Source organism: Acidobacterium capsulatum ATCC 51196, from assembly GCF_000022565.1.
Taxonomy (GTDB): Bacteria; Acidobacteriota; Terriglobia; order Terriglobales; family Acidobacteriaceae; genus Acidobacterium; species Acidobacterium capsulatum.
Map to the genome: position 1 here is coordinate 1,088,010 of NC_012483.1, position 22,347 is coordinate 1,110,356.

20 protein-coding genes are annotated in these 22,347 nt (G+C 62.4%); 11 read left to right on the top strand and 9 right to left on the bottom strand.

Annotated elements, in window-relative coordinates:
• Positions 1-18: 18 nt before the first annotated feature.
• A complete protein-coding gene (locus ACP_RS04430) occupies positions 19-354 on the bottom strand; it encodes a hypothetical protein (protein WP_015896092.1) in 336 nt (111 codons plus the stop codon).
• Between the two features lie 4 nt (positions 355-358).
• A complete protein-coding gene (locus ACP_RS04435) occupies positions 359-1,048 on the bottom strand; it encodes a CoA transferase subunit B (protein WP_015896093.1) in 690 nt (229 codons plus the stop codon).
• 129 nt (positions 1,049-1,177) lie between these two features.
• On the opposite strand from ACP_RS04435, the gene ACP_RS04440 reads away from it, so the two are divergent.
• The gene (locus ACP_RS04440) at positions 1,178-3,895 is read left to right on the top strand and encodes a PD-(D/E)XK nuclease family protein (RefSeq protein WP_015896094.1); all 2,718 of its coding nucleotides are present in this window, start codon (positions 1,178-1,180) and stop codon (positions 3,893-3,895) included.
• A complete protein-coding gene (locus tag ACP_RS04445) occupies positions 3,888-7,493 on the top strand; it encodes a UvrD-helicase domain-containing protein (RefSeq protein WP_015896095.1) in 3,606 nt (1,201 codons plus the stop codon). Before ACP_RS04440 ends, ACP_RS04445 begins: the two co-directional genes overlap by 8 nt.
• A gap of 79 nt (positions 7,494-7,572) precedes the next feature.
• On the opposite strand, the gene phoU is transcribed toward ACP_RS04445, so the two are convergent.
• From phoU to ACP_RS04465, 4 genes are all read right to left on the bottom strand, one after another.
• The gene (gene phoU / locus ACP_RS04450; protein ID WP_015896096.1) at positions 7,573-8,256 is read right to left on the bottom strand and encodes a phosphate signaling complex protein PhoU; all 684 of its coding nucleotides are present in this window, start codon (positions 8,254-8,256) and stop codon (positions 7,573-7,575) included.
• Complete coding sequence (pstB, locus tag ACP_RS04455) at positions 8,256-9,014, bottom strand: phosphate ABC transporter ATP-binding protein PstB (protein ID WP_015896097.1); 759 nt, start codon at positions 9,012-9,014, stop codon at positions 8,256-8,258. Before pstB ends, phoU begins: the two co-directional genes overlap by 1 nt.
• Positions 9,015-9,422: 408 nt before the next feature.
• Positions 9,423-11,114, bottom strand: a complete 1,692-nt coding sequence (locus ACP_RS04460; protein ID WP_148215031.1) for a sensor histidine kinase — start codon at positions 11,112-11,114, stop codon at positions 9,423-9,425.
• 87 nt (positions 11,115-11,201) lie between these two features.
• Positions 11,202-11,900, bottom strand: a complete 699-nt coding sequence (locus ACP_RS04465) for a winged helix-turn-helix domain-containing protein (protein ID WP_015896099.1) — start codon at positions 11,898-11,900, stop codon at positions 11,202-11,204.
• 205 nt (positions 11,901-12,105) lie between these two features.
• Here ACP_RS04465 and ACP_RS04470 point away from each other — a divergent pair, with 205 nt between their 5' ends.
• Both ACP_RS04470 and ACP_RS17175 read left to right on the top strand, forming a co-directional pair.
• Positions 12,106-12,492: a response regulator gene (locus tag ACP_RS04470; protein WP_015896100.1), complete on the top strand. Its 387-nt coding sequence runs from the start codon at positions 12,106-12,108 to the stop codon at positions 12,490-12,492.
• Positions 12,479-14,287 carry a two-component system sensor histidine kinase NtrB gene (locus ACP_RS17175; RefSeq protein ID WP_015896101.1) on the top strand — a complete coding sequence of 603 codons (1,809 nt, stop codon included), beginning with the start codon at positions 12,479-12,481 and terminating at the stop codon, positions 14,285-14,287. The genes ACP_RS04470 and ACP_RS17175 overlap by 14 nt, the downstream gene beginning before the upstream one ends.
• A gap of 30 nt (positions 14,288-14,317) precedes the next feature.
• Here the strand turns inward: ACP_RS17175 and ACP_RS04480 are convergent, their stop codons facing one another.
• On the bottom strand, positions 14,318-14,710 hold the full coding sequence (locus ACP_RS04480; RefSeq protein ID WP_202944489.1) for a secondary thiamine-phosphate synthase enzyme YjbQ: 393 nt from the start codon (positions 14,708-14,710) through the stop codon (positions 14,318-14,320).
• Positions 14,711-14,853: 143 nt separating this feature from the next.
• Here ACP_RS04480 and ACP_RS04485 point away from each other — a divergent pair, with 143 nt between their 5' ends.
• Positions 14,854-15,792: an MBL fold metallo-hydrolase gene (locus tag ACP_RS04485; RefSeq protein WP_238525649.1), complete on the top strand. Its 939-nt coding sequence runs from the start codon at positions 14,854-14,856 to the stop codon at positions 15,790-15,792.
• Between the two features lie 17 nt (positions 15,793-15,809).
• On the opposite strand, the gene ACP_RS04490 is transcribed toward ACP_RS04485, so the two are convergent.
• Positions 15,810-16,643 carry a hypothetical protein gene (locus ACP_RS04490; protein WP_041839284.1) on the bottom strand — a complete coding sequence of 278 codons (834 nt, stop codon included), beginning with the start codon at positions 16,641-16,643 and terminating at the stop codon, positions 15,810-15,812.
• 80 nt (positions 16,644-16,723) lie between these two features.
• The gene (locus tag ACP_RS04495; protein ID WP_015896105.1) at positions 16,724-17,983 is read right to left on the bottom strand and encodes a tetratricopeptide repeat protein; all 1,260 of its coding nucleotides are present in this window, start codon (positions 17,981-17,983) and stop codon (positions 16,724-16,726) included.
• 292 nt (positions 17,984-18,275) lie between these two features.
• Here ACP_RS04495 and ACP_RS04500 point away from each other — a divergent pair, with 292 nt between their 5' ends.
• The 6 genes from ACP_RS04500 to ACP_RS04525 all read left to right on the top strand — a co-directional run bounded on the left by ACP_RS04500 (position 18,276) and on the right by ACP_RS04525 (position 22,273).
• Entirely contained in the window at positions 18,276-18,983 is a 708-nt protein-coding gene (locus tag ACP_RS04500; RefSeq protein WP_015896106.1) for an SDR family oxidoreductase, read from the top strand.
• 3 nt (positions 18,984-18,986) lie between these two features.
• A complete protein-coding gene (locus ACP_RS04505) occupies positions 18,987-19,703 on the top strand; it encodes a molybdenum cofactor biosynthesis protein MoaE (protein WP_238525650.1) in 717 nt (238 codons plus the stop codon).
• The gene (locus tag ACP_RS04510) at positions 19,700-20,671 is read left to right on the top strand and encodes a VWA domain-containing protein (protein ID WP_052294682.1); all 972 of its coding nucleotides are present in this window, start codon (positions 19,700-19,702) and stop codon (positions 20,669-20,671) included. The genes ACP_RS04505 and ACP_RS04510 overlap by 4 nt, the downstream gene beginning before the upstream one ends.
• A 35-nt stretch (positions 20,672-20,706) precedes the next feature.
• Complete coding sequence (locus tag ACP_RS04515; protein ID WP_148215034.1) at positions 20,707-21,015, top strand: RNA chaperone Hfq; 309 nt, start codon at positions 20,707-20,709, stop codon at positions 21,013-21,015.
• Positions 21,016-21,038: 23 nt separating this feature from the next.
• A complete protein-coding gene (locus ACP_RS04520) occupies positions 21,039-21,911 on the top strand; it encodes an inositol monophosphatase family protein (RefSeq protein ID WP_041839285.1) in 873 nt (290 codons plus the stop codon).
• 101 nt (positions 21,912-22,012) lie between these two features.
• Positions 22,013-22,273, top strand: coding sequence for a 4Fe-4S dicluster domain-containing protein (locus ACP_RS04525; protein ID WP_015896111.1), 261 nt, complete (start codon positions 22,013-22,015; stop codon positions 22,271-22,273).
• Positions 22,274-22,347 lie beyond the last annotated feature (74 nt).

Consider the following 22,347-nt stretch of genomic DNA (forward strand, 5'->3'; position numbering starts at 1 on the left):
GTCAATTCATGCTGAAGATTACTGCTGCGAGCGGCTGGGCAGGATGCTCTGCTGCATCCACTGCGGAGTACCGCAGACGGCACGACGGCTGCGGACGGAGTGGAAATCCACAACGAGGGTTATCGCAGCCACGGCGATGCAAGCGGAGAGATAGAGCCGGATGTTGCGCTGCGGATGGCGCCCCATCTGGCGCAGGCACACCGAGATAAGAAATGCCGAGAGCGTGGCCAGGATGGTGAGCGGGGTGAGGTTCTGGCAGGGCGTGAGCGCGGCCAGTATGTACCATGCCGATGCACCGGCAAAGAGCAGCGCGACGGTGCCGGAGAGATAGAGCTTGCGGGGCAACGGGGACATGCGCTCAGCCAGCCATCTGTTTGAGCTGCGGGCTGAGGAGCAGGCGCGGCTCGGTGACGCGCTGCACGTCTTCCACGGAGAGGCCGGGAGCTATCTCCTGAAGCAGTAAGCCTTCGGGCGTGACTTTGATCCACGCCATTTCAGTGGCGATGGTATCGACGACTTTGAGGCCCGTGATGGGCAGCGTGCAATGGCGCAGAATCTTGGGGCGTCCGTCTTTGGTGGTGTGCTCCATGGCGACGATGACGCGGCGGGCGCTGGCGACCAGATCCATGGCGCCGCCCATGCCCTTGACCATTTTGCCGGGGATCATCCAGTTGGCGAGGTTGCCGGCTTCATCGACTTCCATGGCGCCGAGGATGCTGAGATCAATGTGGCCGCCGCGGATCATGGCGAAGGAGTCCGCGCTTGAGAAGAAGGCCGTGCCGGGAAGCTCAGAGACGGTCTCTTTGCCGGCGTTGATGAGGTCGGGGTCTTCTTCGCCCGCGAAGGGATAGGGGCCGACGCCAAGCATTCCATTCTCAGACTGCAACACGACCTCAATGCCCGCAGGCACATGATTGGCCACGAGTGTGGGCATGCCAATGCCGAGGTTGACGTAGAAGCCGTCCTGCAGTTCCTGAGCGACGCGGCGCACGATGCGCTCGCGTTTCGCAGTGTCAGCGCCGGAAGAGGTGGGTGAGGTGTTGGCCATGAGATTCTCTGCGTGCCAGATGCACCCTTCAATATACGCAACGTGCGGCAGGACGCGAATGAGGCACGGAAAATTTGCATGGTGAAAGGCAATTTAGACTGAAGCACAGACTATGGAGCGGGAACAACGATGAGTAGCTGGGGCCAGATCGAAAGCGCGATGGCACGCGGAGCATGGGTGATTGCGGGCAACGCACGCGCGGCCCGGCGGCTGCACCTGCGCTATGCGCGAAGCCAGCAGGCGGCGGGACGCGAGGCCTGGACGACTCCGGCGATTGCGGACTGGAAGAGCTGGGTGCAGCAGCTTTGGGAGGAGTGGAGCTTTGACGCGACGGAAGCGCCGTTGCTGCTGAGTGCGCTGCAGGAGGCGCGGCTATGGCGCAAGGTGCAGGGTGCGGATGCGGGACAGGTTGTTTCCGCAGACTCGCTGGCCGCGCTGGCGCAGCAGGCCTATGCGCTGCTGTGCGCCTACGAAGCGCAGGACACCCGCAACATTGCCTGGCTGGAGACAGATGCGGAGCATTTTCGCCAGTGGTCACTGCGCTTTGACCGGGAGTGTGAACGGCGCGGGTGGTGGAGCGCGAGCCGCATGGAAGAGCGGCTGACGCGAGCGGCAGAAGCAGGTGAACTACGGCTCCCCGGAGAGATTGTGCTGACGGGATTTGATCGCATGACTCCGGCACAGCAGACATTCCTGGAGGCGCTGCATGCACGAGGAACGAGGATGGAAGCAGCAGCGGGAGAGGGTGGAGCTGCGCCGCTCGCGGTGGCCTCGGCAGCGAGCGAGCGCGCAGAGATTGAAGGCTGCGCGCAATGGCTGCGGGAGCGATTGGAGGCGAATCCTGAAGCAAGGATGGCGGTGTTGTGTACTCAGGTGGAAGCTCGGCGCGGCGCGATTGACCGGGTGTTTCGCCAAGTGCTCAAGCCCGGGAGCCAGAGCATTCTGACGCCGCACACGGAAGGCAGAGTGTATGAGTTCACGCTGGGGCGGCCGCTGGGGCAGCAGCCCGTGGCGCGTGCGGCACTGCTCGCGCTGCGATGGCTGAGGCATCCGCTGACGCAGGCAGATGCGTCGTGGCTGCTGCTGTCAGGCTTTTTGTGTGGCGGTGCGGAAGAGCGCATGATCTGCGCGCGGGCCGATGCGGCGATGCGCGAACAGGAGAGCGTGGCTCCCCTGTTGGACTTGCAGCAGGTGCTGGCCCCGACGGTGCGTTATCGCCTGCCGGATGCAGTGCGGCAGCAGCTACAGGCGGGCGTGCAATTTGCAGACACGCACGGCTTTGCCCGTCGACGGCGAGCGCCCGGCGCGTGGAGTGAACTGGCGCGGCTGGCGCTGGAGGCGATGGGCTGGCCGGGCGGCGAAGAAGCCGACTCCGTGCAGTACCAGACGCAGCAGCGCTGGGAGAAGGTGCTCGAAGAGGTAGCGCGGCTGGATCTGCACGAAGAGGCGATGAGCTATGAGGACTTCATGGCTCTGCTGGAACGACAATCGATGGACACGCTGTTTGCGCCGGAGTCTCTGGATGCGCCGGTGCAGGTGATGGGCCCGATGGAAGCGGCAGGACAGGAATTTGATGGCGTGTGGTTTCTGGGCACGACAGACGCGCAATGGCCTGCCGCGGGACGGCCGCATCCGTTATTGCCCCTGGCGGTGCAGCGCTCAGCCGGCATGCCGCACGCGCAACGCGACGATGACTGGCAACTGGCGCAGCATGTGACCGAACGCATCCTAAAGAGCGCGGGCGAAGTTATTTGTAGCTATGCCAGACACAATTCAGATGGAGAACTGCGTCTGAGCAGCCTGATGGCGGGGCGGGGACAGGAAATTGTACTGGACACGGTTGCTATTTCCGCGGCGGAATCCGAATTGGAGTCCTACGAAGATGCGGGGCTGGTTTCCTTTGCGGACGGCGTCGCGCCGGGTGGCGCGGAGCTACTGAAGGATCAGGCGGCGTGTCCGTTTCGGGCCTTTGCGTCGCGCCGGCTGCGCGCCACGGAACTGCGCGAGAGCCAATGGGGACTCGATGCCATGCAGCGGGGCAACCTGCTGCATGAGGTGCTGAGGCGATTCTGGACTGAGGAAGAACCTCGCCGCATCGACGGGCTGGAGGCGCTGCGGCAGACAATGCTGGACGGGCAATTGGGTGAGGTGCTGCGCGTGCATACGGAGCGCGTGTTTGCCCGCTTGAGGCAACTGGCTGGCGAAGATCGCTGGATGGGAGCGTATCTGGATGCAGAGGAACAGCGGCTGCGGCTGCGGCTGGAAGAGTGGCTGCGTTATGAGATGAAGCGGCGTCCGTTTGTGGTGGAGGCTTGCGAGCGGAATCTAGGGCCGGTGCGGGTGGGTTCGCTGGAGCTGCGGCTGAAGGCAGACCGCATCGACCGGCTGGAAGATGGCTCACACCTGCTGATTGACTACAAGACCGGCAACGTGGAGCCGAAGGCGTGGGAGGGCGAGCGCCCGGAGGAGCCGCAACTGCCGCTGTATGCCGTGCATGGAGGCGTGGAAGATGTGAGCGGCGTGGTGTTTGCGAAGATTCGCGCCGGGGAGGTTCAATTTGCGGGGCATCTGCGGGATGCGGCGGCGCAGTTGTTCGCGAATGAGGAGGATTGCGGCAAGAGCCTGAAGATTCCGTATGAAGACGCGATGCAGGATGCATGGGAGCGTGCGATTGCGGAGCTTGCGGAGGAGTTTGCACGAGGGGAAGCGGCGGTGAAACCTACACACGGGGAGAAGACCTGCCAGTATTGTCCGCTGCCGAGCCTGTGCCGCATTCATGAATTGTCGGCTCTCGATGCCGCGCTACTCGAAGAGGCCGACAGCGAAGGAGAAGACGACCATGACTGAGACCCCTTCGCTGTTTGATGACATGCCGCAGCCGGAAATGCCCGCAAGTGAAATGCGCCCGTTGCATCCAGTGGATCAGGCGGAGCGCGAGAGTGCGATTGAGGTGACGAGGAGCGTGCTGGTGCAGGCTCCGGCAGGCTCGGGAAAGACAGACCTGCTCACGCGGCGGTTTCTCGCGCTGCTAGCCGAGGGCCATGTAGAGGGGCCGGAACAGATTCTGGCGATCACCTTCACGCGCGCAGCGACGGCGGAGATGCGGGCGCGTATTCTCAAGGATTTGCGCGATGTGGCGAGCACAGATGAGCAGCCCGGAGAGAATGAGCGGCGGAAGCTGGCCCGGCGGGCGCTCGCAAGAGCGCGGGAACGCGGATGGCCGCTGCTGGAGCAGCCGGCACTGCTGCAAGTAGAAACGATTGACTCGCTGTGCATGCGTATTGCGCATGGACAGCCGCTGCTGGCGCGGCTGGGCGGGCAGCTTTCTCCGGTTGATGATGCCAGCGCACTGTATCTGGAAGCCGCGCGGCGGACGATTCGTCACCTTGGCGGTGACAATCAGGAATTGAGCGCGGCGATTCAGCATCTGCTCTCGCTGCGGGACACGCATCTGGGCGATTGCGAGCAGCTGATGGCTGACATGCTGCGGCAGCGGAATGGATGGCAGGAGCATTTTCCGCTTGCCGGTGACGTGGATTGGGAGGATGTGCGCTTCTACCTGGAGCAGCCGTTTCGGGATGAGGTGCAGCGTGCGCTGCGGCAGGCGCATGCGCTGATCTCGTCCGCAGAGGGAGGCTGGCTCGTCAGCGAGCTGATGGCTGTGGTGCAGTATGCGCTGCGCCATCGCACGGATGGAGAGTTGGCTGCGCTTGCAACGTTGAGAGAGCTTTCTGCCTCGAGCAGCCCGGAGCACTGGAAGAGCCTGTGCGCATTTCTGTTGAAGGTGGATGGCGAGTGGCGAAAGTCATTCAACGTGAAGGATGGGATTCCGCCTGCGTCGAAGGGTCCGGAAGCCAAGCAGTGGAAGGCGCGCCTGGATAAGCTGATGGACAGTTGCCGGAGGACGCCGGGCTTGCTTGCGGCGATGCAGCAAATTCAGACGCTGCCCGGGGTGCATTACGAGGATGCGCAGTGGGAAACGCTGCGGCATCTGTTTGTTGCCTTGCGGCGCGCGCTGGCTGAACTGCGCGTGGTGTTTGCGGAATACAACCAGGTGGACTTTCTGGAGATCAGCCGCGCGGCGCTTGAGGTTTTGGGCCAAAGCGAGAGCGGCATGCGCTGGAGCGAGCAGTTGCGGCACATTCTGGTGGATGAATTTCAGGACACCTCGCGCCAGCAGCACCAGTTGCTGGAATCACTGGTGGAGCACTGGATGCCGGAGGATGGCCGCACATTTTTCCTGGTGGGCGACCCGATGCAGTCGATTTATCTCTTCCGGCAGGCGGAGGTCGAGCTGTTTGAACGCGTGCGCGAGCAGGGACTGGGCGAGAGCCTGACTGCGGAGACGCTGAAGCTGCGAGTGAACTTCCGGTCGCATGCGCGATTGACTGAACCCTTGAATGATGTGTTTGAGCCGGTGTTTGCGGCTACTGCCGGAGCCGCGGGAGCGCGAGTGGAATTTGAAGCCTCTTCGGCGGCGGTGGAAGAGGTGGCAACGATTTACGAGCCTCCGTTGCAGGTGCATGCGCAGCTCTGCTCCACAGATGCTGACGCGGAGCAGAAGCGCGCACTGCGGCTCACGGAGGCCGAGACTGTTGCCGAGATTATTGAGCAGCATGCGGAGCGCATCGCAGCGGCACGGGCCGCCGGCGAGGAGTATCGCGTAGCGGTGCTGGTGCGCAACCGCTCGCACCTGGCATGGATTGTGCCTGCGCTGCGGCGGCGAGGCATCGCCTTTCGCGCGGTGGAGATTGAATCGCTGGCCGCGCGCCAGGAGATGCTGGACCTGATGGCGCTGGTGCGTGCGCTAGTGCATCCGATGGACCGCATTGCGTGGTTGTCGCTGCTGCGCGCGCCGTGGTGCGGCTTGTCTCTGGAGGAATTGCACCGGCTGGCCGGAGGCGATGATGCTGAGAGCAGCCGGCATCCGATGCTGGAATTGATGCAGCAAAACCTGGCGCGGCTGGGCGAGGAAGCACAGGCGCGGGTACGGCGCGTGCTGGCAGTGATGGAGCGGGCAGCGGCGGCACGGACACGGCCCGGGGAGACAGCGTCGTTTTCCGCATGGGTAGAGCGAACGTGGCATGCGCTGGGAGGGCCACTGTGCCTGGAAGGTGCGGAGCGGGAGAATGCCGAGGTTTTCTTCTCGCTGCTGGATGAGGTTTCTCCGGACGGGGCGGAGCTGCTGACGCGCGAGTTCAGCCAGAAGCTGGAACGGCTGTTTGCGCAGCCTGATCCTGCGGTGAGTGAACGCTGCGGCGTGCAGATCATGACCATGCACAAGGCGAAGGGACTGGGCTTTGATGTGGTGATTGTGCCCGGCCTGGAGCGCGGCTCGGGCAGGGAGAAGCAGCCGCTGGTGACTTCGCTGCAGAGACCGAATCCAGAGACGGGCAAGGATGTTTTTTTTGTTGCGCCGATCGGCGCCAAAGGCAGCGGAACGAAAGACCCTTTGTATGCATGGGTGCAGAAGCAAAAGCAGCAGCGCTATGGCGAAGAGCGCAAGCGGCTCTTTTATGTGGCGTGCACGCGCGCGCGGCAGGAGCTGCACCTGATAGGCACGGCGACCTATGGAGAAAAGGGCCTGCGCAAGCCTTCCGCCGGTTCTTTGCTTGCTACGGCGTGGCCCGCGCTGGAAGGGGCCTTTGAGATGGCGATGCCGAAGGCGGAGACGGAGCGCACGGGCGAGGTGATCGAATTCCCTGCCGCGCGGCCCGTGCCGGGAGTGCTGGAAGAAATCGCAGCGGCTGCCGCGAGCGGCACGCGAGTACGGCGATTGCCGCTGAGCGCGGAGTGGACGCTCGATGAGGGCAAAGACGCGCGCATGGAAGCGAGAGCGTTGCAGTCGCCCGGACGGGAGACTTGCTTTCGCAGGCCAGAGGGGTCGAGGCTGGCGCGCGCCGTTGGGCAGGTGCTGCACACGATGCTCGAACGGATGGGCGCGGAGATTGCGGCGGGCCGCTGGGATGCCGCGGGGTTTGAAGTGAAAGTTCTGCGGCTACTGGGCGATCATGCGCTAATTCAGGAACAGGTGCGGGAGGCTGTGCGCGAAGTGCTGCGCATGCTGGAACAGTGTGCAGCCGACGAAGAAGCGCGATGGATTCTGGGCGAGCATGAGGGGGGCGAATCGGAGCCGTCGTGGACGGGGCGTGGGCCGGATGGCGTGCTGCGGACGCTGCGGGCGGACCGGGTTTTTCAGGCTGGCGCGCGGCCGCTGGAAGCGAGCGATGGCTACCTGTGGATTGTGGACTACAAGACGAGCACCCCCATGGGCGGCGAGAGCGCCGAGGATTTTTTGAGGCGCGAGCGTAGTGTGTATGCTCCGCAGTTACAGGCTTATGCGCAGGTGCTGCGCACGGCGCGAGGAACGAACCTGCCGGTGCGGCTGGCGCTCTATTATCCCAGGCTGGAGGGCGGAAATCGGCTCGACTGGTGGGAGGAGTAGCAGCAGTGCGGGCGGTCCGGATGAAAACGCCCACGTCGCGTTTGCGGGACGTGGGCTGAAGAAGAATTGAGCTGCGGAATCAGCGGCCGGTGCCGGTAGCTTCCGTTTCGCGGACGTGATGGCGAACATCTGCGCCGCGCACCCAGAAGATGACGTCTTCGGCGATGTTGGTGGCGTGATCGGCCACGCGCTCGAGAGCGCGCGAGATCATGAGGGCATGCAAGGCCTGGGTCGCGAGTTCCGGCTTCTCTTTCATGAGAGCCAGCAGGGTCTGATGCGCGCCGCTATTGAGCTTGTCCACGTTGTCGTCCATGGAGAGCACGGACTCTGCCATGTCGGCATCGGCCTCAATGAAGGACTGAATGGACTTGCGGATCATGGCGGTGGCGAGGCTGCCCATGCGGGGCAGATCGACGGGAATTTCCGCCGAGGCGATCTTCTGCAGGTCGCGCACGCGATCGGATATGGTGCGCGCCGAATCCCCCACACGCTCAAGGTCGGCGTTGATCTTGATGACGGCGAGCACGAAGCGGAGATCAATGGCCATGGGCTGTTCCATGGCGAGCAGATCGAGCGCCATTTGATCGATCTCGCGCTCGAAGCGGTTGATGGCGAGCTCGCCACGATCCACCAGATCGCAGATGGAGAGGTCGCGAACGCGATAGGCTTCCACGGCGCGCTGAATGGCCTGCTCAGCCATGCCGGCCATGACCAGAAGCTTCTCTTTGAGATCGTCAAGACTGCGATGGAAACGAAGGCGCATCATCCGAACCTACCCGTGATGTAATCTTCGGTCCTCTTATCGGTGGGGTTTGTGAATATCTTGTGAGTTGAATCAAACTCGACAAGTCTTCCATTCAAAAAGAACCCGGTGCGTTCGGCCACGCGCGCGGCCTGCTGCATGTTATGCGTGACGATGACGATGGTGTACTGCGACTTGAGCTGGAAGATCAGGTCTTCAATCTTGGATGTGGAGACAGGATCGAGCGCGGATGCCGGCTCGTCCATGAGCAGCACTTCAGGATCGACGGCGAGGGCGCGCGCGATGCAAAGGCGCTGCTGCTGGCCGCCGGAGAGGCTGGCTCCTGACTTGCGCTTGAGGTCGTTCTTGACTTCGTCCCAGAGGGCGGCGTGCTTGAGCGAGCGCTCCACCACTTCATCGAGGGCGCGGCGGTTGCGGAAGCCATTGAGGCGCAGGCCGGCCGAGACGTTGTCATAGATCGACATGGTGGGAAAGGGATTGGGGCGCTGGAAGACCATGCCGATGCGGCGGCGCACGGCGACGGGCGAGATGCCGTCGTAGATGTTCATGTCGCCGATCTGCACCGAACCGGAGACGCGAGCGCCGGGGGTGGTCTCGTGCATGCGGTTGAGGCAGCGGACAAAGGTGGACTTTCCGCAGCCCGACGGACCGATGAGCGCGGTGGCCTCATTCGCGGGGATATTGAGCGTGATGTCGTGCAGCGTATGGTTTGTGCCGTACCACGCGTTTAAGTCTTTTACTTCGATTCCAACACCCACGTTGCCTTGCCCCTTTCCAAACCCTTCCTCCGGCGGGAGCCGTGCCGCTGCCGGAAGGAACCACTCACTCTATGAGAACACTAAAGCCGGAGTCCGCTAAAAAATCGCAATACTTCACGATAAATGGCGGAGTTAAACAATGCATGAATCCTGGCGCTTTTGTGCGCCTTTTATGGCGAAAAATGAGGGCGAACCTGACCGGGTCCGCCCCCGCATGGCAGCCGCGATGACCTCCGCCGCTGAAATCTGCCGGTCTCGGCTCGGCCTGGCGTCTTCCCTGCCCCGGAGGATGCGCTGTCGCCGAGATGCCGGTTACTGATGAGTGTGGCGAGGTTCCATTACAGGAGATGACGCAGCAGATGAAATCCCTGCAAATCAGATGGCCGGGTTGGCCCAGGAGATACAGGGTCAGGCGACGGCGGGCAGGCGGACGATGAAGGTCGCTCCGGAGCCGAGTTCGCTCTCCACGTGAATGGTGCCCTCATGGGCGAGCACGATGTGCCGGGCAATGGCGAGGCCGAGGCCGGTACCGCCGGACTCGCGGGAGCGAGCCTTGTCAACGCGGTAGAAGCGCTCAAAGATGCGGGCCTGATGCTCCTGCGCGATGCCGGGGCCGTAGTCCTGCACGTAGAACTCGACGCAGCCGTCGCAGTCGCGCGCGCCGACGGTGACGGACTGGCCGGTGCGGCCGTACTTCATGGCGTTTTCGATGAGGTTGCCGAAGACCTGGGTGATGGCGTCAATATCCACGAGAACTTTTGTGTTGGTGGTCTCGCGCTGCTTGAGCAGGAAGCCGGAGTCCACCAGCATGCCGGCGAGGCCCTCGATGGTGTCTTCGAGCAGGGCGGAGGCGGCGATGGGCTGGCGGTGCAGTTGGTATTCGCCGGACTCGACATTGGCAAGGGCCAGCAGGTCCTCGGTGAGGCGGTTCATGCGATTGGCGTTTTTGAGGATGATGCCGAGGAATTCCTGCACGTGCGGGGGCAGGTCGGGGGTGGTGTCGAGGAGCGTTTCGACATAGCCGGAGATGGAGGTGAGCGGTGTGCGCAGCTCGTGCGAGACGTTGGCCACAAAGTCGCGGCGCATGATCTCGGCACGCTCGATGCCGGTGACGTCGTGGAGCACGGCGACGGCGCCTCCGTCAGGGGTGGGCGCGGCGTTGACCTCAAAGACATGATCGGGCAGCACGCTGCGGGCCTTGGCACTGCGAATCTCACGATGCTCGAGCGCACCCTGCACGCAGGCCAGCACATCGGGATCGCGGATGGTCTGCACCAGGGCGCGCCCCTCGCGGATAGCTCCGGGCGCGATGCGTTGCATGACGGTGTTGGACCAACTGACGAGGCTATCGGCATCGACGGCGATGACGGCCTCCTGCATGCTGTCGAGCAGGGCGGCGAGCTCGCGCTGCTTGGACTCGAGGGCATGGAAGCTCTGCTCAAGACGGCTGGCCGTGGTGTCGAGCGCATGCGCGACCGAGGAGATTTCGTCGAGATCGGCCTCGTTCATGCGGGCGGAGAGATCGCCGGCCGCAATCTGGTTGGCAAAGGTGACGATGCGGCCCATGCGGCGCGCCGCGCGGCGTGCCAGATAGACCGCGATGAGCATGGCGAGCAGCACGGCCAGCGAGGAGGCCACGAGCAGGTCGCGGCGCAGCAGGTGCATGGTGCTGCGCACGTTGTCGAGGCTCTGGCGCAGTTGCAGGTAATCGCCGCCGGCCGGGATGGTCAGGTAGAGGCTGCCGTCGCGGCGGCTGAGCGCACGCGGGATGCGGCGATCGAGAAGCTGGTGGAAAGCGGCCCCGGTATCGGGGTGGCCGCTGGGGTTGCTGGTGGCCAGCATGTGGCCTTGAGCGTCAAAGAGCGTAACGTCGGCAAGAGCGGCGAGGGATTCGGAATGGACGAAGGCCTGCGGATCGAGCGCGGCGCGGCGCGGCAGATGGACGGCGACGAGCGCAGCTTTGCCGGCAAGCGCCTGCCGGGCCTGATCCAACAGCGAATTGTTGACAATGCCGCCGAGGGTGAAGTCCAGCACGGCGGTCCCAATGACGAGGACCAGCAGGGAGGACAACAGCAGTTTGGTGAAGACCCGGCCCGTCAAATTTTAGCCTCTACTCATCCTTAAGCGTGTCGCCATACTCAAGCCGGTGGCCATCCCGGCGCCTCTGCCATCTCTCTGCCGAATCACTCACGCCGGCTTTGGAATTTCGAAGCGGTATCCGGCACCGCGTACGGTCTTGAGGAAGCGCGGGTTTTCGGGATCGGACTCAATCTTCTCGCGGATGCGGCGGACGTAAACGTCGACCGAACGGGGAGTGACAAAGCGGGCGTCGCCCCAGACGGCATCGAGCAGGTGGTCGCGGCTGAAGACGCGGCCCGGGTGGCGGGCCAGATAATCGAGCAGGCGGAACTCAGTCGCGGTGGTGGTGGTGAGCTCGCCGCGCACCTTGAGCTGCATGGCGCTGGCATCGATGACCACATCTTCAAAACTGATGAGCGAAGGCGTGGAGGGGCGCTCAAAGCGGCGCAGCACGGCCTTGACGCGCGCCAGTAGTTCGCGGGGAGCAAAGGGCTTGGTGATGTAGTCGTCGGCGCCAAGTTCGAGACCGAGCACGCGGTCATTTTCGCCAGCGCGGGCGGTCACAAAGATGATGGGAATGCTGCTGAGCGCGGCATGGTTGCGCAAGCGGCGGCAGACGTCGAGACCATCTCCTCCGGGCACCATGATATCGAGCATGAAGAGCGCGGGCGGCTGGCGCTCGGCATCGCTGAGCAGATTGGCCGGCGTGCTGTAGAGACGAATGGCGTAACCGGCGGACTGCAGGTTGTGTTGCACGAGGCGCGCGATGTCGGCGTCATCCTCAAGGACAAAAATAGTTTGGCTCAAGCGGGACTCATCCATAGGTGTCACAGGTTGCGGTGCCAAGTGTCATATTGACCCGATTTTCATCCAAAGGCTATCGCAAACAGGCAAAGAGATTGCAAAGTTTCTGTTAATTCGTCTGGATCATACTGGAAATACAGGGCTATTATCCTAGGTTGGGCCGGGCTTCCAAGGGCAGTCCGACCGGCTCAGGACGGGATGGCAAGCAGTGTCTGACCAGCCAAGATTGCTGTGCATTGACGATGAGGTGATCGGCCTGAAAGTGCGCCGGGCCGTACTGGAACGAGCCGGTTACGAAGTGGTTACGGCTCCGGATGGCAGAACCGGCATCGAATTGTTTGCGGAGCAGCTCTTCGATGGGGTCGTTGTGGATTTTTTATTGCCCGACGCCGATGGCGGCCAGGTTGCGTCCCAGTTGCGCCAGATCAGGCCGGAGGTTCCGGTGATGCTGCTGTCCGCGTATCCCAACCTGCCGGAGGAAGTGCTGCAGCGTGTGGATTGCAGTGTGATGAAGGGCATGGGCACGGAGGAATTTCTGCGCAGCGTGGCTGCGATGGTGAAGCGCCATCCGAGTGGTGAACATGCATCCCGATAAGTTTCGCCGTCTGCTGGCCGCGGCGCTGGCGGTTCCGCTGGTGGCGCTGGCCGCGCTGGGCCTATTTTTTGCCGTACTGCTGCACTATGACGCGCGGGCGCATGAAAAGCTGAACAAAATTGACACAGTGGTGACCGCCACCGAACAACTGCAGGACCTGATCGGCACTCAGGAGGCTCTGGCGCGCCGCCATGAGATCGCGGGCGGCGCAGCGCAACAGAGCGCGCTGGTGCCGCTGCACACGATCACCCGCATCCGGATGGCCGAGCTACAGAAAATGGCGCTGGGCGATCCGCGAGCCGATGCCCTGCTGGAAACGCTGAACGACCAATATCTGCTCTGGATGGGCTGGGCGCAGGAGACGCTTGCCGGGAAGACCTTTGGCCTCACGATTGCGCAGAACGATGCGCGCGGCTGGCAGCAGATGAGCTCCATTCACGAGACGCTGCGTGAGCTGCTCGACCTGGAGCATGAGCGGCGGGAGCGGCAGGCGGCCGCGATTGCGAGCTTCAAGCGGCACACCATCGAGGCGATTGCACTGAGCGCGCTGCTGCTGGGCCTGCTGCTGGCGACATTGACGCGGCAGAGCCTGACGAGAGTTTCCCGCAGCTACCGCAAGGCTCTCAACGAACAGGAACGGATCAGCGGAGAGCTGGCACGCAGCCGGCAGTGGCTGCAGACGACACTGGAGTCCATTGGGGAAGGTGTACTGTGCTGCGATGCGGAAGGCAGAGTCACCTTTGTGAACGCCACGGCGGCGAGGCTGACGGGCTGGCAAGCGGCGGAAGCAATGGGGCGGGCTGCACAGGATGTCTTTGTCATTGTGGACGAGACCAGCCGGCGTCCTCGAGAACATTTTTGGTCCGCGGACCATGTGGACGCCCTGCTGGCAAGCTGGAGCGGACAGAGTCTGCTGCTGGGCCGCGATGGCAGCGAGTGCCTGGTGGATCATACCGCGTCATGCATTCAAGGGCCCGGCAATGAATTCGCAGGCATGGTGCTGGTGTTTCGCGATGTGACAGACCGGCTGCGCACGGAACGCGCCCTGCAAACCACGGAGAAGCTGGCCGTGGCAGGAAGACTGGCGGCGAGCATCGCGCATGAGATTCACAATCCTCTGGATGCAATTGCAAATCTTCACTATCTGATCGAAACCGAGGAAGATCCGCAACTGCAGCGCGAGCATCTGAAGATGGCCAAGCAGGAGCTGGCCCGCACGATTCAGATCACACGCACGATGCTGAGCCTGTATCGCGAGTCGGAGCATCCGGTGCCGGTAATCATGAGCGAGCTGACGCAGGGTGTATTGCTGCTGCTGGAGCGGCGGGCCATGCAGCAGAACATCACTGTCGAGCAAAACTACGAGGGACATTGCCGTATCGAGGGCTTCCCCGCCGAGCTGCGCCAGGTGATGACCAATGTGCTGGTGAACGCCATGGACGCTGCCGGGCCGGGCGGGCGCATTCAGGTGCGCATTGAAGATCAGTCGGCCGAGGAGTTGCGGGGCAGCGGCGTGCTGATTCGCGTGGTGGACAGCGGCCCCGGGTTGAGCGGCGATACCGGGAACCGGCTTTTCAAGCCCTTCTTCACGACGAAGGGCGAGGCGGGTACGGGACTGGGCCTGTGGGTGAGCCTGGGCATCGTGCAAAAGCACGGCGGCAGCATTCGTATCTATAACAGTTGCGAATCAAGCCTGCCGGGCGCTTGCGTGGAAATCTACCTGCCGGCCCGCGTGCTACAGCTTGGCATCCATCGGCTGGTAAGCGAAGAAGTGCATCCACCGGCGATGGTGTGACCGGCTCGCGGAAGGCCGCAGAGGGCGAGTTTAGTCCGGTAACGGCAGGAAGTTGCAGACCACCTGACGGGTGCGCGGTCCATCCAGTTCAACAAGGATGATGCGCTGCCAGGTGCCGAGCACCAGTTGCCCCTGGGAGCACGGGATGGTCACAGCCGTGCCGATGAGCGCCGAGAGAATGTGGTCCGGCACATGCTCGGGATTGTGCGGATGCCGGTAATGCAAATGCGGCACCATGGCCTCGAAGGCATCGAGCATGTCGAGGTCCGTTCCAGGATCAAGATCTGCCGTGGTGAGCGCGGCGGTGGTGTGCAGCACGTTGAGAAAGCAGATGCCGCTGCCCGCGGCCCGGGAACTCAGCCGTTTCTGGATGGAATCGGTGATGTCGAGAATTTCCCGCTTCCCGTGCGTTTTGAAGAGCATAGGTTCCATACTCTCCCTAGGATGCCGGAGCCGCACTGGATTCACCAGCCGGAAGAGAATTAAACTGGTTCTAACGGATTCTTTCGATAATGCAAGCAGCATCTGCCAACGGCAGACAGACTGCAACGGCGAAAGGCATCCTTTTGAGCAGAAGCGTGACGGGGCGGGTCAAGTTCGCGTGCGAAGTTCTGCGGCAGTCGCTCTTCGAACCGATGACCGGAGTGCCGCAGAAGCCGAAACTCGTGCGTTCGGGCGGCCTGGGCATCACGTTCATCGGCCACTCTTCCTTCCTGATACAGATTGCGGGCAAGAACGTACTGGTAGACCCGGTGTTTGCACACTGGCTGGTGCTGCTGCGCCGCATGCGTCGGCCGGGCGTGGATGTGAGCGACCTTCCGCCGGTGGACGTGGTGCTGCAGACGCACGCGCACATGGACCATCTGAACCTGCCATCGCTGCGGGCGATTCTGGAGCACAACGAGCGGCACTCCCGGCCGCTGCCGGAAATTGTGGTTCCGGAGGGCGTCGAAGACCTGGTGGACTCGCTTGGCTTTGCCCGGGTGCGTACGCTCGGCTGGTGGGATGAGCTTCGGCTGGATGGGTTGCACGTGGTGATGACTCCGGCGCAGCACTGGGGCACGCGCTATTTTCACGATGACCATCGAGGGTATGGCGGCTATGTGCTGGAGGGGGATGGGCACTCGGTGTATCACTCCGGCGACACTGCGTACTTTGAGGGATTTCGCGAGGTGGCGCGGCTAAGGCCGGAGGTGGCGCTGCTGCCGATCGGGGCTTACAGTCCGGATTCGATCCGGAGCGTGCACACGACTCCCGAAGATGCGCTGCAAGCCTTCTTTGACGTGGGCGCGGCCCGGATGATCCCAATGCACTACGGGACGTTCCGGCTCTCGAAGGAGCCGCTGGAGGAACCGCTGCCGCGGTTGCTGGCGGCCGCAGCACAGCGGGGAGCACAGGAGCGGATCAAAGTGCTGCGTGAGGGTGAGACCCTGCTGACGCCGGCGAAACATGGCCACGAGCAACCGCCCTGGAGCGAAGCGCCGCAGCTCAGCATGGCGCTCTAACCTGGCTTGCTCAGGCGCTACTGCGACCCGTTCGGCGTGGGGACGATTTTGCCTTGCGGCGCGGGCGGATTCGGCAGCATGACTCCGGGAGGAGGAGCCTGCGCATGGAGCAGACGAACCGGGGTATCCGGCTGGATCGCGGTGCGAACGCGCAGGAGACGGCCCTGAGCGTCAAAGGCGAGATCCCAGATGCGGTAAGCGCCTTGCAAATGCACGTCAGACAACTGCACGGTGCGATAGGGATGCCCTTGCGTGACGATGAGGGTGGCGCCCGGCGCCTTGATCCACTTGAGCTTGCCAGAGGGAGCGGAGAGCACCACGGCGTCATCGCCGGCAAGCGATGTGAAAGTGAGGCCAAGCTGAGACCAGTTACCATCAGGGTGGATGGCATGCTTTGCAAGCGATAGAGGCACGGCGCGATTGAAAACCTCGCGCGTGTAGTTCATGGTCGAGGCGGACTTCCAGGGCGTTGCTCCGCCATAGAGCACAGGCACGACCCATACTTTGCCTCCCTGCCGCGAGACAAGCGCGGTGAAGGCCGACGCCCCGGTGGAGGTGGCGTGAGGGCGGCGAAACTGAAGCATGATGTAATCCGGCGTGTCTGGCGATTGGACCTGCACGTAACTCCAGCCGGAAGCAGAGAGATCATAGCCAAAAAACTGCGCTTTCTGCTGCACCGAGGACCATGAGCCGGTGACCACGGCGCGATCAGCTGACGACATTTGAGAACTGTTGACCTGCCGCAAGTGCATCGGAGCCTGACGCTGCGTGAGCAAAGTGCCGGTCTGGGAGCGAGCGTGGGGAGCGGCGAGCAGCAGTGTGGCCAATCCAATCGTAGAAAGCAGCTTCATAAGGCTCACTTTACCATTGCGCGGGCAATAAAAAGGGCGGCCACGCGGGCCGCCCTGTAAAGGTTCAGTGGATTCCGCCGTTAGCGGCGGGGGTGATGATGCACCACGTGATGGTGCGGAGCCGCGGGCGGCTTGGGCAGGCCATCGTCGAGGATGATCATCAGCGGATTTGGCGTGTAGGACGAGAACGTCGCGATGTAGGTCTCGCTGTCGCCCGGCTGCGGAACCTTCTTGAGCGGCTTCTTCATGTTGATGGTGAAGTCAGCCGTGTGGGAGTTCTGCGCGTCGGGAGAAACCGCAAGCTGCACGGAGTCCGCGGTGGCGGAGATCACGACACCCGGAATCTCGGCGACCTTGCCCTTGAGAATATCCCAGATCTTGCCGGCATCGTCAGGGTTGCCGTTGGCAAGGATGTATTCCTTGTCATGCAGCGAGAGCGAGTTGAGATTGGGCGTGCTGGTGATGGCCTGATGCGCGAGATCAGCCTTGGAGGGCGGCGGCGGCGCTGGCGAAATCTTGTAGCTGTCGGGCGGGAAGACATTGGCCTGGGCCAACTGCTGGATGGCCGGGAAGCCGTCCATGCTGCCGTGATACTGCTGGTACCAGTACTCCGCGGCCTTTTCCGCCGTGGTCTTGCCGGGATCGGGCAGGAACTGCGCGGCGCGGGTGAAGAACCAGATGGCATTCAGAATGTCGCGGGGATTCTGCTGGATGTAGGCATTGGCCAGATTGTAGGTATCCACAATCGCGTAGCCCTTGGTGGTGTCGGCCGGGTTGCTGAAGTCTTTCAGCTCCTGGGTGAAGGCCTGAATCGCGGTCTTGTAGTCCTTCTTGACGAGGGCATCGTTGCCGATGACGTCTTCAAAAATCGGCTTGACGGAATCGTACTGAGCCGCCGTGAGATCACTCGGCTTGGTGACGTTCAGCCCCTTCTGAGCATAGGACGCTGCTTCATCCAGCAGGGCCGTGTTGCTGGTGCCAGCCTGCGCTTTCTCTTCGTAAGCAATGAGCAGCAACGCGCGGACGTTGTTGGGATCGACCTTGAGGAGGCGCTTGGAAGCATCGAGAGTCTTGGCGGCGTCACCAGCAGCGTGGTAATCGGCGACGAGCTTTTCGAGCAGGGAGAGCTGGACCGGGCTGTTTGGGTAGTCCTTGAGGAACTGTTCAATGGCCGAAGCCTGAGCCGCGGGGCTGGTCTGGCTGATGGCGTTGTTATAGGCGTTGTACTCGGCCGGCTTCATGGTGATTGAGCCCGACGAATTCTGTGCCCCTGCGGGCAGAACGCAAAGTGTGCAGGCGGAGGCGACTGCCAGCACGGAAGCGATTACGACCTTCTTCATTCCAAAGCTCCTGAGACTCACTGGATGCATGGTAACCGATTGTCTTGATTCTGCAGACACGTACAGACTCCACCTAGTCAGAGATGCATGAAATCCCGCAAAGTGCTGCAATGATGCTGGATTATAGAAACCACAACATGCAAAAAACAAGTGAGAGGCGGCCCCGCTTCTGCAGAATGACGCAATTGGAACCTGGCCGGAAGAGGCATGCCAGGGCCAGGAAAGAGGATTTTTGCTTCCGGCGGATACTCCTGCTGACGGCGGCGCATCCTTGTTTACAAAGGAGATGAGCATGGATGCAGATGCAGTTGGCGTTGTTACAGGAGCCAGCCGTGGAATTGGGGCGGCCGTCTCACGGCGGTTGGCCAGGCTGGGAGCGCAGGTGTTGCTGGTGGCCCGCCATCGCGAACGGTTGGAGGAACTGGCCGCTCAAATTGAAAGTGAAGGTGGCCGGGCTGAGCTGTTTGCGGTCGATTTGACGCAGGAGGAAGAGATTGCCGCGCTGGGTGAGACGATTCGCAAACGGTATGGGCGTTGCGACGTTCTGGTAAACAATGCCGGCATCAGCAGGATGGGCGCGCCGCTGCACGCCATGCAGCCGGCGGACTGGGATGAGCTGATGGCGACGAATCTGCGAGCGCCCTACCTGATGATCCGGGCGCTGGCACCGCTGATGATCGAGCGCCAGAGTGGGCATATCGTGAACATTTCGTCGCTGGCCGGTCATAATCCGCTGCGCAATGGCGCTGCGTATTCGGCCTCAAAGTGGGCACTGAATGGGCTGACCTATTCGGTGGCTGAAGAGCTGCGGGATTATGGCGTGCGGGTATCGGTGATTGCTCCCGGATCAGTGAACACGAGCTTTGGCGGCCATGAACCGGCCAACGCGGCGGCACGCATTCAGCCCGAGGACATTGCCGATATTGTGGCAATGCTGATGGAGCAGAGGCCGCAGTCGTTTGTGAGCGAGGTGCTGATTCGTCCGGCCCGGAAGCCCTGAGCCATGCGCGCGTATGCTGATGCTATGCGCGTGCGAGTGCTGGCTTTTGGAATGCTGCGGGAGATGCTGACGAGCGGCGACTTCAGTGTGAATCTGCCGGAAGGCTGCACCGTAGCCAGGATGGTGGAACTGCAGCGGGAACAAACCGGTCTGCAGAATTCTGTATGGCAGACGATGGCCGTAGCGGTAAATCGCGAGTATGCAAGCCGGGAGCAGGTTTTGCGGGAAGGCGATGAAGTGGCTCTGCTGCCGCCGGTGAGCGGCGGGTCGCAGGAGGACAGACTGCCCGATGTATGGCTGACGCGCGATCTGATCGACGCGAATGCGGTGCTGGCCAGAGTACGGCACCCGGAAGACGGCGCGGTAGCGAGCTTTGACGGCATTGTGCGCAACCAGACCCGCGGACGCCAGACGCTCTACCTGGTTTACGAAGCCTATGAAGAGATGGCACTCGAACAGATGCGGCAGCTTGCCGGCGAGGCAAAGCAACGGTTTGCCATTCACGACGTGGTGATGGTGCACCGGCTTGGGCGGCTGGAGATTGGCGAATCGAGTGTGCTGATCGGTGTCTGCTCCGCCCATCGGGCGGCAGCGTTTGACGCCTGCCGGTGGCTGATCAACACGCTGAAAAAGACCGTGCCGATCTGGAAGAAAGAGCATTTCGTGGATGGCGCGGTGTGGGCGGATGGCGACCCGTTTCCGCCGGAGATGCTGCCGTGAAAGCAGCCCTTACGGGCCTGCTGGGAATGGCCGCTTGCGGGCTTATTTCCATGGCGGCCGCGCAGCAGACGCAGTTCCCTCCCCTGCGCGTGCAGGTGGGGCTGGTAAATGTATTTGTAAATGTTACGAATGCTCAGGGCGCTCCGGTAACCGGGCTGACGCGGCAGGATTTTGCTGTCAGCGAAGATGGACATCCCCAGAAAATTGCAGTGCTTGAGCGGCAAACCGGCCTGCCGCTCTCAATCGTGCTGGCCATCGACACGAGCGGCAGCGTGCGCAAGGACCTCGACGAAGAGAAGCGCGCGGCACGCGAATTTCTTCGTGCCACGCTGCGGCCCGAGGACCGCGTGGAGATTGTGAACTTTAACACGCGCGTGCATGAGGTGGTTCCCTTTACCAATAACCTGAAGAAGATTGATCGCGGACTGAACAGGCTTTCAGAAGGTCCTGCGACCGCTCTGTACGCGGCTATCGCCTATGGCTCAGAGGAACTGGCGCAACGGCCGGGGCGCAAAGTGCTGGTGGTGATTTCAGATGGCGACAATACGGTGGCGAACAGTAGCTACCAGCAGGCGCTCGACCGGGCCGTGCGCGCCGAGACGATGATTTTCAGCGTGATCGATCTGCCCGTCATCAACGACGCGGGCCGCGACGTGGGCGGCGAGCACGCGATGATTGCGCTCTCTGAGGCCACGGGAGGCGAGTACTACTACGAAGCGGATGGGAATCTGCAAGGCGTTTTTAAGCGGCTCTCGACGGCTCTGCGTACCGAATACCTGATTGGCTATTATCCGAAGCATTCGCTTCATGCGCACCGCGACTATCACTCGATCACGGTACGGCTCACGACTCCGGATGCCTCGGCCTATCGCGTGAGCTACCGCAAGGGCTACTACACGGGGAACAGTACGACGGGAGCGACGGATGGGCTGCGGGACGGCGGTCCCGATGGAGCATGGCAGCCGTGAGGGCGACTGCACTCCGCTAGAATGCGAATATGCCCATGAGCCCCGGTTCCCGCAAACGGCACAAGGCGATTCCCCCCGGTGAAACCGGACAGGAAGCGCTCTATCTGCGCTCGCTGAGCGAACGGCAGATCACGGTGAGCATCGAACTGCGTGATGGGGAGACGGTGACCGGCTGGATTGAGTATTTTGACGACCGCATGATCCGGCTGACGCGGAAGAACCACCCGAATCTCTTCATTTATAAGCAGCAGATTCGCACTATTACGGAACAAGCGCGCCGCCATGATGCGGCCCGCACGTCTCCAGCGGCGGAGAAGCCTACGGCCGCAGATGAGGTGAAGTGAGCACTCTTGCAAAGGTTCCTGAAATGTTGAGCACAGCGGGCGCGGCGGCGCCGATTGCGCTGGAAGCGGGCGCGCTGATTCGCGAGTATTTTGAGCGCGGCGTGGTGACCGAATACAAGGGCGATGTGGACCTGGTGACCGCAGCCGACCGCGCCTCAGAGCAGTTGATTGTGGAGCGGCTGAAGAAAGTCTTTCCCGACCATGGCATCTACGGGGAAGAGGGTACCCGTCAGCGGCTGGACAACGAGTATCGGTGGTACATCGATCCGCTGGATGGGACGACGAATTTTGCGCATGGCTTTCCGGTGTTCTGCGTCTCGATGGGGCTCGAGCATCGCCCGGCCGGACTGGCCGCGGATGAAGACGGCACGCTCGTGGCGGCGGTGATCTATGACCCGACGCGAGATGAGCTGTTCACCGCCGAGCGTGGGCAGGGAGCGTACCTGAACGGGCGGCGGATGCATGTGTCGAAGACGCCGACGCTGGCCGAGTCGCTGGTGGCGACCGGCTTCCCAAGCCGCAAGCGGCACGATAACCCGAACATTCACTTCTATCAGGAGTTCACCCTGCGCTCTCATGGGGTGCGGCGCGCGGGTTCCGCGGCGATCGACCTGGCCTATGTGGCCTGCGGACGCATGGATGGCTACTGGGAGTTCAATCTGAATCCCTGGGACACGACGGCGGGCGTGCTGCTGGTGCAGGAGGCCGGAGGCGTGGTGAGTTGCTTTGACGGCAGCCCCTTCCGCATCGACAGCAAAGAGGTGCTGGCAACTAACGGGCGGATTGGCGGCGAGATGATGCGGCTGTTTGCCGATATGTTTGCCGGGCGGAACCTGGAACCGATGCTGACGCCACAGGAATTCGCGGCCATGCGCGCGGCGCGGGAGCAAAACTGAGGCGGCGCGGCAAGAAACCGATGCAAAGATCACTTGTGACGGGGCGCGGCCCTGCTACAATCCACCTGTAGATACCCCTACGCAACTGAAGAGGAACCGGAATGGCTTACGTAATCGCAGAACCCTGCATTGGCACCAAAGATACCGCTTGCGTGGACGCTTGCCCCGTAGATTGTATTCACCCCAAGAAGGATGAAGGCACCTATGGCGATGCCGAACAGCTTTACATCGACCCGGTCGAGTGTATCGACTGCGGCGCCTGCGTTCCGGTGTGTCCGGTTTCGGCAATTTTTGCCATCGACGATCTGCCGGAGAAGTGGCAGAATTTTGCCACGAAGAATGCCGAACACTTCGGACGGTAAGGCGACCTACTGACTTCAGCAAACGCAGCCCTCGGGCTGCGTTTGTGCTTGAAGAACAGAGGCAGCAGCGAGCG